This is a genomic window from Actinophytocola oryzae (genome assembly GCF_004364325.1).
GTDB classification, from domain to species: domain Bacteria; phylum Actinomycetota; class Actinomycetes; order Mycobacteriales; family Pseudonocardiaceae; genus Actinophytocola; species Actinophytocola oryzae.
Genome location: NZ_SOCP01000017.1, coordinates 45,282 through 58,575, shown reverse-complemented (window position 1 = coordinate 58,575; position 13,294 = coordinate 45,282). Strand labels below are relative to the sequence as shown.

General features: G+C 66.3%; 10 protein-coding genes, 1 tRNA gene and 1 pseudogene. 3 read left to right on the top strand and 9 right to left on the bottom strand.

Annotation, left to right across the window (positions count from 1 at the left end):
- Nucleotides 1-26: 26 nt before the first annotated feature.
- The 5 genes from CLV71_RS34985 to CLV71_RS34965 all read right to left on the bottom strand — a co-directional run bounded on the left by CLV71_RS34985 (nucleotide 27) and on the right by CLV71_RS34965 (nucleotide 5,645).
- Nucleotides 27-740 carry an ABC transporter ATP-binding protein gene (locus CLV71_RS34985; RefSeq protein WP_133907193.1) on the bottom strand — a complete coding sequence of 238 codons (714 nt, stop codon included), beginning with the start codon at nucleotides 738-740 and terminating at the stop codon, nucleotides 27-29.
- The gene (locus CLV71_RS34980) at nucleotides 737-1,624 is read right to left on the bottom strand and encodes an ABC transporter ATP-binding protein (protein WP_133907192.1); all 888 of its coding nucleotides are present in this window, start codon (nucleotides 1,622-1,624) and stop codon (nucleotides 737-739) included. Before CLV71_RS34980 ends, CLV71_RS34985 begins: the two co-directional genes overlap by 4 nt.
- Nucleotides 1,621-3,414, bottom strand: coding sequence for a branched-chain amino acid ABC transporter permease (locus CLV71_RS34975; RefSeq protein WP_133907191.1), 1,794 nt, complete (start codon nucleotides 3,412-3,414; stop codon nucleotides 1,621-1,623). The genes CLV71_RS34980 and CLV71_RS34975 overlap by 4 nt, the downstream gene beginning before the upstream one ends.
- Nucleotides 3,411-4,328 (bottom strand): branched-chain amino acid ABC transporter permease, encoded by a 918-nt coding sequence (locus CLV71_RS34970; protein WP_133907190.1) that lies wholly within the window; start codon nucleotides 4,326-4,328, stop codon nucleotides 3,411-3,413. Before CLV71_RS34970 ends, CLV71_RS34975 begins: the two co-directional genes overlap by 4 nt.
- A gap of 84 nt (nucleotides 4,329-4,412) precedes the next feature.
- Nucleotides 4,413-5,645, bottom strand: a complete 1,233-nt coding sequence (locus CLV71_RS34965; RefSeq protein ID WP_133907189.1) for a branched-chain amino acid ABC transporter substrate-binding protein — start codon at nucleotides 5,643-5,645, stop codon at nucleotides 4,413-4,415.
- Between the two features lie 272 nt (nucleotides 5,646-5,917).
- On the opposite strand from CLV71_RS34965, the gene CLV71_RS34960 reads away from it, so the two are divergent.
- Nucleotides 5,918-7,843: a fibronectin type III domain-containing protein gene (locus CLV71_RS34960; protein ID WP_133907188.1), complete on the top strand. Its 1,926-nt coding sequence runs from the start codon at nucleotides 5,918-5,920 to the stop codon at nucleotides 7,841-7,843.
- Here CLV71_RS34960 and CLV71_RS34955 read toward each other — a convergent pair.
- Entirely contained in the window at nucleotides 7,836-8,444 is a 609-nt protein-coding gene (locus tag CLV71_RS34955; protein ID WP_133907187.1) for an ANTAR domain-containing response regulator, read from the bottom strand. The genes CLV71_RS34960 and CLV71_RS34955 overlap by 8 nt on opposite strands.
- 243 nt (nucleotides 8,445-8,687) lie before the next feature.
- Here CLV71_RS34955 and CLV71_RS34950 point away from each other — a divergent pair.
- Nucleotides 8,688-8,761 (top strand) — tRNA-Leu (locus tag CLV71_RS34950).
- Nucleotides 8,762-9,052: 291 nt separating this feature from the next.
- Complete coding sequence (locus CLV71_RS34945) at nucleotides 9,053-11,479, top strand: hypothetical protein (RefSeq protein ID WP_133907186.1); 2,427 nt, start codon at nucleotides 9,053-9,055, stop codon at nucleotides 11,477-11,479.
- Between the two features lie 181 nt (nucleotides 11,480-11,660).
- On the opposite strand, the gene CLV71_RS34940 is transcribed toward CLV71_RS34945, so the two are convergent.
- The 3 genes and pseudogenes from CLV71_RS34940 to CLV71_RS34930 all read right to left on the bottom strand — a co-directional run.
- The gene (locus CLV71_RS34940) at nucleotides 11,661-12,773 is read right to left on the bottom strand and encodes an exo-alpha-sialidase (RefSeq protein ID WP_133907185.1); all 1,113 of its coding nucleotides are present in this window, start codon (nucleotides 12,771-12,773) and stop codon (nucleotides 11,661-11,663) included.
- Between the two features lie 30 nt (nucleotides 12,774-12,803).
- Entirely contained in the window at nucleotides 12,804-13,112 is a 309-nt protein-coding gene (locus tag CLV71_RS34935; RefSeq protein WP_133907184.1) for an integrase core domain-containing protein, read from the bottom strand.
- A pseudogene (locus CLV71_RS34930) lies at nucleotides 13,093-13,271 on the bottom strand (IS30 family transposase); the annotation flags it as partial. The pseudogene CLV71_RS34930 and the gene CLV71_RS34935, both read right to left, overlap by 20 nt.
- Nucleotides 13,272-13,294: the final 23 nt, after the last annotated feature.

The window sequence follows — 13,294 nt, the reverse complement described above, 5'->3', positions numbered from 1 at the left end:
TCGGTGACCCCGTCCGTCTCACTGAGCTACGTACCGAGGTAGGCCTCGCGGACACGCTCGTCGGCGAGCAGCTCGGGACCGGGGCCCTCGAGCGTGGTCTGGCCGAGGTCGACGACGTAGCCCCGGTCCGACAGTGCCAGCGCGGCCAGCGCGTTCTGCTCGACGAGCAGGATCGTGGTGCCCTGGCCCTGCAGCTCCTTGATCGTGTCGAAGATCAGCTGCGTCATGATCGGCGAAAGCCCCATCGACGGCTCGTCCAGCATGAGCAGCTTGGGCTTGGACATCATGGCGCGGCCGATCGCGAGCATCTGCTGCTCGCCGCCGGAGAACAGGCCCGCCTTCTGCGTGCGCCGCTGGCCGAGCACCGGGAACAGCTCGTACACGCGCTTCATGTCCGACTGGATGCCGGACTCGTCCTTGCGGGAGTACGCGCCGAGCAGCAGGTTCTCCTCGACGGTCATCCGCGCGAACACCCGCCTACCTTCCGGCGAGTGCGCGACGCCCCGGTTGAGGATGACGTGCGCCGGCTCCTTGACGATCGACCGCCCCTGGAACGTGATGTCACCCGACCGGGGACGAAGCAACCCCGAGATCGTGCGCAGCGTGGTCGACTTGCCCGCGCCGTTCGCCCCGATGAGGCACACGATCTGCCCCTCCTCGACGACGAACGACACGTTCCGTACCGCCTCGATCGCGCCGTAGGCGACGGACAGCCCGCTGACCTCCAAGAGCGCCGTCATGGTTGGTCCTCCCTGTACTGCTCCATGACGGTCGTCTGATCGTCGTCGTACCGCGGGATGATCGTCGTCCTGGCACCCTCGACGTCCGCCTCGACCTCCTCGCGCGGCTTGCCGAGGTAGGCCTCGATCACCCTGGGGTCGTCGCGCACGGTCTCCGGCGAGCCCTCGACCAGCACCTCGCCCTGCACGAGCACGGAAACCGAGTCGCACAGGGAGAAGATGAACTTGGTGTCGTGCTCGATCACGACGGTCGAGATGCCCGTCTCCCTGATCCGGAAGATCAGCTGCCGGGCGGCCTCGGTCTCCTGCGGGTTCATGCCGGCCGTCGGCTCGTCGAGCAGCAGCACGGTCGGCTCGGTCGCCAGTGCACGGGCGATCTCCAGCCGCCGCTGGTCGCCATAGGGCAGGTTGCGCGCGACCTCGTTCTCGATGTCCCGCAGGCCGACGAAGTTCAGGAAGTCCCTGGACTTCTCCCGCGCCGCCCGCTCGTCCCGCCGGAACCACGGGCCGTGCAGCACGGACGCGATCGGCCCCTGCTTCATCTGGATGTGCCGCCCGACCAGCACGTTCTCCAGCACGGTCATGTTGGGGAACAGCCGGATGTTCTGGAACGTCCGCGCGATCCCGGCCGAGGTGACCTTGGCCGGGTCCGACGGCAGCTGCGCACCACGCAGCCGCACGGAGCCCTTGGTCGGGGTGTAGAGGCCGGTCAGGCAGTTGAACAGCGTGGTCTTGCCCGCGCCGTTCGGCCCGATCAGGCCGAGGATCCGACCCTCACCGAGCTCGAGCGACACGTTGTTCAGCGCCGTGAGACCACCGAAGATCATGGTCACGCCGTTGGCCGCGAGCACCGTCTCGGCCGCCCGATGCTGTGCAGACATCATGCCCGCCCCTCCTGAGGTCCAGCGGGGGCCTGATGTTCTCGTTCCGCCTCTTCCTGTTCTCGCACCCGTTGCTCCTCGATCTCCTCGATCGATCTGCCGTCGGCCGTCTCACCGGCGAACTCGGCCCGCCGCACACGGTCCGGCACGATGCCCTGCGGCCGGAACCGCATGATCAGGATGAGCGCGATGCCGAAGAAGAACAGCCGGTAGTCCTGGAACTCACGCAGCTTCTCCGGCAGGACGAACAGCAGCGAAGCGCCGAGCACGGCACCCGGGATCGTGCCCATGCCACCAAGGATGACAGCCGCGAGCAGCGTGACCGACTCGAGGAACTTGAAGCTGTCGTAGGACGCGGTGCCCAGCTTGTGCACGAAGATCGAACCGGCCAGACCGGCGAGCGTCGCGCCGACCAGGAAGGCGAGGATCTTCATCTTGCCGGTGCGGATACCCATGGCCCGCGCGGCGTCCTCGTCCTCGCGGATGGCGATCCACGCGCGGCCGATGCGGCTGTTCTTCAGGTTCGCGAAGACGGCCATGATCAGCGCGACCACGCCGACGATCAGGAAGTAGTACAGGACACCCGGCGGCAGCTTGATGCCGAACGGCTCGATCGGCTCGTTGAACGCCGTGCCGAACATGCTGATCTGCGGGATACCCGGGATGGCACTCGCACCGCCGGTGAGGTCACCGATGTTGTTCTGCGCCGCGCGGGTGAAGATCTCGCCGAACGCGAGCGTCACGATCGCGAGGTAGTCACCACGCACCCGCAGCGTCGGCGAGCCGACGATCGCGCCGAAGATGCCCGCGACCACCGCCGCGCACAGCGCCGCGACCGGGAACGGCAGGTCGATGCCCAGCTGCGAGGCGGCCGCGCCGGACAGGTTCGCCGCGACGAACGCGCCGATGCCCATGAACGCCACGTACCCGAGGTCGAGCAGGCCCGAGAGACCCACCACGATGTTCAGGCCGATGGCCGTCGCCGCGTACACACCGATCGTCGCCGCGACCTGCATCCAGTACTGGCTGCCCGCCCCCGTGAACGGGAACGGCAGCAGGACCGCGCAGGCGAGCAGCACGATGATGCTGAACACCCGGTTGTTCTCCGAGAGCCGCGAGACCCAGCCGGTGAGGCCGATGCCGTGCAGCGCGCCGAGCAGACCACCCGCGAACCCGAGGAAGGCGAGGAAGATCCCGCCCGCGTACGGGAAGGCCGCGCCGCCGATGCCACCCGCGGTCAGCGTCTGCGCGACCAGCCACAGCACCGCCCCGAAGGCGACGATCAGCACCAGCCACGACACCAGCCGCTGCGCCATGCCGGTCAGCCCGAAGATCGAGTCCGGCCAGTGCGGGATCTCGCCGAGCCCCGTGGCCGAGGCGCCGAGGATCACCAGGATCCCGCCGACCAGCGTCACGATGCTGCCGAACGCGTACACGCCGTCGACCGCGGTGATCGCGCCGAGCCCGCCGCCGTCACCGGTGACGAAGATCGCGGTGATCAGGCCGATGGCCAGGCCACCGAAACCGAGTGCCCGCAGCGCCCGTTCCCTGCCGCGAAGCGGCACGAACGACAGCACCACCACGGCGACGCCGAGCAGCAGCACGTGCCAGCGGAAGCCGGTCAGCTCGAACGGCGCGTCGAAGAACTGGAGCGTCGCCTTCTCCGGGTAGGGGCCGTCGTTCAGCAGGAACGTCACCCACGGCAGCATCGCGCCGATCAGGAACAGCACCCCGCCGATCGCCGTGAACGGCCGCGCGAGTGCGGCCGGCAGTAACCCGTTCAGCCTGCTCATGCGCGCACCCTCTCTGCCTCACCGAACAGCCCCTGCGGCCGGAAGACCAGCACGAGGATGAGCACCACGAAGATCCACACGTAGTCGTACTGGGTGCCGCCCGGCATGTACTGGCCGCTGAGCGTCTTGATCAGGCCGATGATGAAGGCGCCGACCACGGCACCCCGCAGGCTGCCGATGCCACCGAGGACGGCCGCGGTGAACGCGAAGATGCCGTTCTGGAAGCCGATCGAGGTGTCCACGTTGTTGATGTTGGCCCCGTACAGGACCCCGGCGATGCCCGCGAGGGCCGCGCCGATGACGAACGTGACCACGATGACGCGGTCCGGGTTGATGCCCATCAGCCGGGCAGTGTCCCGGTCCTGGGAGGTGGCCCGCATCGCACGGCCGAGTTTGGACTGGTTCACGTAGGTCTGCAGCAGCACCGCGAGCACGATCGACACGACGATCAACAGGACCTCGGTCGCCTCCAGCTCGACCGGTCCGATGTGGATCTGCGCGTCGATGAACACTCTGGGGAACGGCTGCGCCGCGTCGGCGTCGGGGAACCAGAGCCGCACGGCCTCCTGCAGCGCCACCGACACACCGAGAGCGGTGATCAGCGGCGCGAGTCTCGGCGCGTTTCGGAGCGGCCGGTACGCGAACCGTTCCATGATCACCGCGATGACCACCGCGACCACGACGGCGCCGACCAGCATGGCCGGCAACGAGATGTACCAGTCGTCCCGAGCACTCTCGGGCAGCACCCAGCGCCACACGGCGAGTCCGCCGAACGTGCCGACCATGAACACCTCGCCGTGCGCGAAGTTGATCAGCTGGATGATGCCGTACACCATCGTGTAGCCCAGGGCGATCAGACCGATCGTCGCGCCGAGTACGAGCCCGTTCGCGATCTGCTGTAACAGGGTCGTCACATCTACCTCCACAGGCGGCGGGGGTGGGCTCGGCCCACCCCCGCCGTCGCGTCATTCATCGTTGATAGATCTACGAACCTGCGGTCATTCCTCGAACTTGCCGGTCTTGACCGACTTCCACGCACCGCCGGTGACCTGGTAGACGGTCAGCGTGGTGTTCGTGCTGTCACCGAACTCGTCGAAGGCGACCGGGCCGGTCGCACCGTCGGCGCTGTAGTCCTGAGCGGCCGCCACGACGTCGGCGTGCATGTCGTCGGACCAGTCCTTGCCGTCGACCACCTTCGCCGCGGAGGCGATGATCGCGTTGGCGGCGTCGTAGGAGAAGGCACCGTAGGCGGAGTAGTCCTCCGGGTAGTTCTTCGCCTTGTAGGCGTCGACGAAGGCCTTCGCGCTCGGCAGCTCGTCGGTCGGCGCGCCGACCGAGGTGGCCAGGTCGCCTTCCTTGCCACCCAGCTTGATGAACTCCGGGTCGAAGATGCCGTCGCCACCCATGACGGGGACGTTCAGGCCTGCGCTCGCGAGCTGCTTGGACAGCGGGCCCGCCTGCGGGTACTGACCGCCGTAGTACACGCCGTCCGGTGCGAACGGCTTGATCGCGGCGATGACGCCGGAGAAGTCCGTGTCCTTCTCACCGATCTTCTGGCGGGTGACGATCGTGGCACCGTCGGTCTGGGCCCGCTTGGTGAACGAGTCCGCGAGGCCCTCGCCGTAGGTCAGACCGTCGGTGATGATCGCGATCTTCTTCTTGCCGGCTTCCTTGACCATGTAGTCGGCCGCGAACGGACCCTGGTAGCCGTCGACCGTGCAGGTGCGGAAGTAGGTCTTGTAGGTCCGCTTCGGGCTGGCCGGGTCGTCGCCCTTGGTCAGCGAGTCGGCGGTGTTGGCAGGCGAGATCTGCAGGATGCCGGCCTGCTCGAAGATCGGCTGCACGCTCTGCGACACCGAGGAGTTCAGCGTCGAGACCACGCCGATGACGTTCGGGGTGGAGGAGAGCTTCGTCGCGGCCTGCGCACCGAGCTGCGGGGTCTTCTGGTCGTCCTCGGGCTGCAGCGCGAGCTTGTAGCCCTTGACGGTGCACTTCTCGTTGGCCTGGTCGACCGCGAGGCTGGCCGAGTTCTGGATGCCCTTGCCCAGGGCAGACAGCTCGCCGCTCAGCGGGGCGATCACACCGACGATCAGCGTGCCCTTGCTGGTGTCACAGGACTGGTCGTTGCCCCCACCAGCCGGCGCGCCTTCCTCCTTGTTCGAGCTGCAGGCTGACAGCAGCAGCAGCCCCGCTGCTACGACAGCCGCGGCTTTCACCGTCTGGTTTCGCACGTTGCGTGTCCCTTCTCCGCATTTCGTTCCGGCAGTTGCCGCATAGCATGCCGAACCCAACCCACGCTCTTGTCAGAGGGCTGGCCGGAACCTAGTAATCACACGCGGTCGTAGTCACGTCCCAACGGCCCTCGTGACCAGACTGCAACGAAACTGACCGTCCGTGTCCGCTCTTCGGACGAAGTCGGATCTTCCGGTCATCACCGGGTAACACCATCTCAACTTCGCAACGGACCCCCTGACACCAAGGTCAGCGCTTCTACTCTGCTGACGTGGCCAACAGAACGCGCGTGCTGATCTGGTTCGGCGCGGTGGCGCTCATAGCGGGCGCGGTGGTCACTCTGCGTGCTACAGACGAGCCTCATACCAAGGACACGAAGAGTGACGACACGGAGAGACCCGTGGTCGTCGACCGCTACGCGGCGGACTACGTCATCCTCCCCCAACCCGGCCGGGCACCGGCGCCGCCCGCCAACGTGGTCGCCGTGCCCGACGGCGCGACCCGACTGCGGGTGTCCTGGGCCGACGGCCTGCCCGGTGGGGTGACGCCGAGCGGCGCCACGGGCTACGAGGTGCGGTGGCGACAGAACGGCGCGTCACACGTGGTGCTGGTGGCGACACCGGACGTGTTGATTGACCACCTCGACGAGGGACAACGGGTACGAGTCGAAGTACGCACGGTCGACGCGTTCGGGCAACGCTCGCGGCCCGCGGTCGCCGACGGGACGCCCAAGGTCGTCGCCGACCGGTGGCGGGGCGCGATGACGGGGATGTACGACGACTTCCGCGACCCGCCACGTCTGCAGGAGCGCTGGCACCTCTCGGGGTACCGCGGCTGCGTCGACGTGGTGAACGAGCACGGTCACGGGTTGCCGATCGAGCTCGGGTGCGGCGCGGACCTCGCGGTGCTGCGTGCGAGGCAGCCGATGACGCTGACCGCGCCGGACGCGTCAGGCGAGCTGGGCAGGGTCGCGGTCCGCACGGACACGGCGGGCACCGGCGGCGAGCTGACGATCACCCTCGCACCCGGCCCGGTCGACCGGGTCGGCGTGGAGAACGAACGGGCCGACAGGTTCGAGGCACGCGACGCCACACTGCCGGGCGGCACGATCAGGGTCGGCATCGACACCTCGGGCGTGCACGTGAGCGCGGCGCCGGACGTGCCGACCGGGACACCGGGACCGCTACAGGTGTTCCCGACACCGGCGCGCGGGCCGGGGGTGTCGCACCTGTACGAGGTGGTGCTGACGACGGCCGGGCTGCGGGTCTACCAGGACGGCCTGGCGGTGGCGGTGGCAGGCGTCGTGCCGACGTGGCAGGCGGCGTCGGTGCTGTTCGGGTTGCGCGGGCCGGACCAGCGGCGGTCGCGCGTGCACGTGCTGTCGGCGGGCTTCACCGGCAAGGCGACGGAGGTGGCGCCGGTGCACGAGGTGCCGATCAACGCGGGCACGCAGCGGGTGCTGGACCTGTCCGAGCAGTCACCGCAGCTCGGCATCGCCCGCACCCCGCTGACGAACGCGACGTCGGCCCGCCTGGTGGCGACGGTCACGATGGCCGCCGGGATGGACGCGGGCGGGGTGGTGGTCCAGCTGGGTGGCATACGTGTGCCCGCGCCGGCCGTGGCGCCACCGCCGACAGCGAACGGAGCGGCGGTAACCGTGAGGGCGGAGGTACCCGCGGCGCTGCTGGGAAGGTCGGGCGCGGACTCGATCACGCCGTTCGTGCTGCGTGCCCCGGGCGCGAACCAGCAGGTCCGCGTCGTGGAGACGTACCTGGAGGTCACACAGGCCGGAGGCGGCACCCCACCGCCGCCGACACTGCAGCCGGGCAGGACACCGGGCCCGGACATGCTGCCGTCGATCGACGCCGTCCTGGCCAACTCGGCAGGCGAACCCCTGACGAGCGCGGTGGTGCCGAGAACGGGCCAGATCCTGCTGGACCTGAGCCTGGACGGCGCGTCCAACCAGTGGGAGACAGGCTCGATCGGCGGCGTGCAGGGCTTTCAGGTGTGGCTGGACGGCAAGCTGGCGGCGGGGCTGCCGACACGCGCGGACGGACCGGGACTCGGTGGCCGGCACACGCTGTCGATAGCGACGCGTGGCCTGGCGCGAGGCGCGCACGTGATGGAGGTGCGCGAGTACGCCATGGACGGCACCGAGCGGCCCCAGTCCGCCGTGCTGAACTTCACGGTCAGGTGATGTTCTCCACTACTGCCTGGGCGACGGCCTTCATCGTGGCCCGCCGGTCCATGGCCGTGCGCTGGATCCACCGGAACGCCTCGGGTTCCGAGAGGCCCTGCTTGGTCATGAGGAGGCCCTTGGCCCGCTCGATGAGCTTGCGGGTCTCCATCCGCTCGGACAACGTGGCAACCTCGTTCTCGAGCGCGGCCAGTTCCGAGTACCGGCTGACAGCAAGCTCGATGGCAGGCACGAGATCGTGCTTGGCGAACGGCTTGACCAGATAGGCCATCGCCCCCGCGTCACGAGCCCGTTCCACGAGATCCCGCTGACTGAACGCGGTAAGGATCACGACAGGCGCGATCCTTTCTCCCGCGATCTGCGCCGCGGCGTCGATCCCGTCCATCTTGGGCATCTTCACGTCGAGAATGACGAGGTCGGGCCGCAGCTCCTTGGCCAACGCAACGGCCTGTTCACCGTCCGCGGCCTCCCCGGCGACGTGATAGCCCTCTTCCTTGAGCATCTCCACAAGGTCGAGCCGAATGAGCGCCTCATCCTCCGCGACGAGCACACTTCGCTGCACGGCCGGGCCGGACTGGGCCTCGGCAGCCTGATCGGTCACCGGGGTCCTCCTGATCGATAGGTCGGAGCTTCCAGCCTACCGGCGCAAGTCGGTAGGAGACCCGTACACAAGGCGTGATCAGCACAACGTTAACGGCCCGGCAACAGACCGAATGACGCAGACCACACCCTGGACGTACCTGGTCACGAGCAGTAACCCAGAGTACACGCCCCATCGCCCTGTCTCCTACGAGAACCCTGACGACCTCGACACGACCGATCCCGTAGAGTCATCCCGCACCAAGCCCCCGTAGCCCAACCGGCAGAGGCAACGGATTCAAAACCCGTCCAGTGTGCGTTCGAATCGCACCGGGGGCACCCTCGCAAACCCACTCTGACCAGGCCCTTTGACCTGCCATGATGCCTTCGAAGCTGATCATGAAGGATCCGGCTCCGTCCGGCTGGGACCGGCCAAATCCGGGTGATCGTCCCCCATGCGTACCCCCGTATTAGGGCTGGCGGTGCTGGCTGCGCTCAGGTGGTGAGGCCAAACCCGGCCCGCATGTCGCACGACCTGCAGCCGCCGTCGGCGTTGCATCGGCATCGTCGGGCCTGTCGTGTGGTTCAGTGCCTGGCGTGAGTTCGAGGGCTTCGTGGTCGCATTCCGCGGTGAGTATGACGCTGCGTCCGCCGCGGGTCGTGATCGTGATCGACGGTGGCGAACAGTGGAGCTTCTGGGCCCGACGCGCGTTGTTTCGTGCTGGTCGAGTTTGGGGTGGCGCCGGTCTCGCCGTCGTGCCTCACCACGACGGTGAAGTCCACCCGGTACTGCTACGGGCATGCCAGGCCTACGACCCGGACTACGTGGTGACCTATCCCCCAACCGTGGGTGACCTCGAGTTCTTCGATCCCGGCTGGTTCCAGATCACCAGTGCTGACGGAGACTGCGTCACCGGCGAGGAGCGACTCCGGTTACTGGAACAGGCCAGCGCGGAGGTGGTTCCTGTTCAGACGGACGCAGCGGCGCGGGACCAAATTGCAGCGGAGTGCTCGACCTACCAGACCAGCGAACACGGCGAGCTCCACGAAGCCATTGAAATTCTCGGCGAGAACGATGTCCAGCACTTCCCGACAGTCCTGAACATGCAAAGCACCTGGCATGGATCGGTGCTTGCCTGTCCCAGCGACTGGGGCGGCGCTCTCGGAGCCGCAGTCGCATGCTACGCCGGGGTCGCCGCACCACCAGCCCGCGACGCCTCCGAACCAGAGATCACCGGAGAAGTCCGCAAGGACATAGCGTCTTGGCTGCTCGGTAACGCGGGAGCCACGCCACCGAACGAGCTGCTGTGGCACCCGACCAGCGCGTTAGGCATCGACACAGCAGCGGCCACAACCGCGAACGACCGCACCATGACCCACCTGCTCCCCATCACCGCTGGGTTCCCTCACCGGCAGACCGGTCTGCTGGTGCTCGGCGACACCGCCGAAGACTTCGCCCTGTCCCGCCTGTGGCGACTGACCTTCGGCACGGCGCACTGGCTGCCGTCAGTACTCGGAGTCAGCGAGGAGCACGTACCGTGGCCGATTGAACGGGGTGTCACCCGTATCGCACGGCGCCTGAACGAGCACGCAGGCAAACTCGCAATCACGTCAATGTCTCTGTCGCACACCGAACTCACAGAGGCTCGTGCACATCTACGCGCGGCACGCCCAGTCACCAACCCGGCACCGGCACGCAACACCGACCTTGACGTTCTCACCAGCCAGAACCTGCCATGGAAGCAATCAGCCACAGTTAGCCTCGCAGTAAACGACCAATGGGACAGCATCGTCACGATCCCGGTGACCGTGGACGACATGGCAACGACGCGCATGGCGGCACCTCTGCCGCCACCGATACTCACCCACCCTGAACTCGCCGCCCAATCGGACACCAACTGGCATGTCGACGTCCAGTGGCGTCCAGGCCAAGCGGTACGCAGGCGAGGTCTGGACAGTCTCGCGCTGTTCGCCGACCGCCCGACCATGATGCAGACTTGGGCTCGCAGCAGCCGTGACGGAGTCACCTACCAAGCCCAGCGGTATGACCTCGTCGTCGCCGGCACGAGAAATGAAAACAGACTCGCTCGCGTGGCCCTGCGCGATCTGAGTCTTCAAGCATGGGTAGCCGCGAAGGGCACCGAGCACGGCCTCCAAGTGCGAGTTAGTGATGCAGGACGCCGTGCCACGCTCTTGGCTGACATGCTCGGGGGCCGCCAGTCCTACACCGAACTCTTCGGAGGAGTCCTGCTACCCGCACTTCGTGCGATGCTCCCAAAGAGCGCGTCCACGACCGCGGCATACCCAGATCGCCAAGGCATCGCCCTATCCGCAGGTGAGGGTGTGCTCAGCTTCGCCGGAATATGCGCCCGCACCCCCAATTTGCCCAAGGACGAAGTTCGCAGACGCATCGACGCGGCATCCCGTGCCGGCGTCATACGCCGGGGTCTGGTTCTGAGGTGTGCCACCTGTGAACACAAACAGTTCCAGACGATCGACAACATAAGTCAACGGTGGACGTGCCAACGATGTGACGCCCTCAGTGACCTCGACCAGTGGTCATGGAAGGCTCCCAATGACGAACCAATCTGGTTCTACGATCTACACCCAGTCGGGCGCCAAGTCCTCCGTGACAACGGCCACGTACCCGCCCTGCTCTCGACCTACCTGCGCAACAAACAAAACCCTCGAAACACGTTCGATGACGTAGCAGAAGTCGAGTTCGTAAAAGATGGGCAGCCAGAGGTCGAACTCGATCTCGTAACCTACACCGACGACACCATCACAGTCGCCGAATGCAAGAGCTCCGGTAACGACCTCGTCGGCCGCTCAGGTCGCGCGGAAATAACCAAGAAATGCACCGCAGCCAGTCGGATACGAGCAGACCAACTCGTCTTCGCAACCACAGCAGAACGTTGGACCTCCGCAAGCAGATCCACCATCGAAACAACCACACAGAACTACAGTTCATGGCGACCCGCAGGGGCACCGAAGGTTGTCCTGATAGCAGGTCTAGGCACTGACGACGTCAGCGCCGAAGTATCCGGATCGAACTAGGTGTGCCACGACGGGATCGATGAGTGCTCAGGTCTGTCAGCTATTCAGGATGGCCAACGCGTTCATGTCTACAAAGCCTCACAGCCAGGCGAGACTGTCGTGCTCAGTCCGGCTTGCGCCGAAGAGTCGATACTGCTGTTGAACTGACCAGCACGCGGACACACGTCATCCGCATCGCGGACTACAGGTAACCGAGGTAGAGGCGACCGCTTCCGTCGGACCGCTCCATGCCGAGCGGGCACCAGATATTGCCGGCGTCAAGCTCGACTGGGTGCGCGTACGTCATGCCAACCGACGACGTGCTTGAGCTAGCCGGCATCAGCACGCGTTCTACGATGAACGTCTTCCCCGCATCGGTTGACGAGGCCAGCATCGCGGCGCGGGTGACGGTGTGTCGGTAAACGGTGTAGATCCGGCCATTGCTTGCCCACACGCTTGCCGAGTTGCCGGTCGCGTGGGTGATCACGGATCTGCGCACCGATGACCATGTCACTCCCCCGTCGGACGTTGAGCGCGTTGCGATCGCGTTCCAGTCACCATCACGGAACAGGTAGACCGCAGTCGTTCCGTTGGTGACGACCCATGGTTCGGAGTAAGGGGTCTTCGTGTCGATCTCATTCGCGATGCGATTGCTCGCCCAGGTCTGCCCGTTGTCGGTTGACCAGGCAGCCCATGCGGTGTTCACGACTTCACCGGCCTTGCGCGCATAGAACGCGGTCATCAGCTTGCCTCCAACCTGCACGATGGGCGAGCTGATCGCGGCGTAGGGCAGGTTCGGGTCGATGCGCACGGACGGGCCGAACGTCGCGCCGCCGTCGGTGGAGCGCGCAGCACGCGCCCCAGCCGGTATGCCGTTCGTGGAGCTGACGAAGTAGGTCAGCCACACGTCATCACCAATAGACGACAGATGTGGGTCGCGAATGTCCGGGCCGATGTCAACCTGCACGAGGATCGGCGGCGACGACCATTCGCCGGTCGCTGGGTTACCAATCGCGGTGTATAGCCGGCCGTCATCGCTCACTCCTGCCGTGCCCTGCCGCCACACCATGCGCACCGTGCCATCCCGCAGTCGGGTCGCCGTGGGGTAAGCAGCGTGCGGCGCCTCGTCGAGGCCGAACGGGGCGAACTGGGCCGGCGTAGGCGCGCTCGTTGCACTCTGCTCGGCACCGGTCGCGGAGAAATGCTGCGAGGGTGTGAAAGCGAGTGCGGCAGGAGCCACGAGAGCAGCGCCGACGCGACCGAGGATGCGCATCCGTCTGCCCGTTCCTGCTAAGAGGTTGCGGACCTGCAGCATGAGCTTCCCCCCTGATCGTGGAGGACTCCTCTATGCGGCTCGGTTGGCCGCAGCGGTCTCGTAGTCGATCGGGGATTGCATGCCACAGGAACTGTGGCGACGTCGTCGATTGTAGAAGTCGACGACCCATTTCACAATAGTTTGTTGCGCTTCTTTCCGGGTTTTGAAATGATGCCGGGAGAGCACTTCGTGTTCCAGTGTTGAGAAGAACGACTCGGCCGCGGCGTTGTCGAAACACGACCCGGTCCGACCCATCGACTGCCGAACACCGAGCTTGTCACAGAGCACGGTGAAATCGTGCGCGGTATAGGTCCCGAACTCAACCGGTGGTCGCAACACCGGTTATTGTTGTGAGAGTAGCAGCTCGTTCAGTGCTTCGGCCGGTGTTTTCCATTCGAGTGTCTTGCGTGGACGGTTGTTGAGTGTGTTGGCGACGGCGGCGAGTTCGGTGCGGTTCCAGCGGGACAGGTCGGTTCCTTTGGGGAAGTACTGTCGTAGCTTGGATTCCAGTGGTCGTCGCA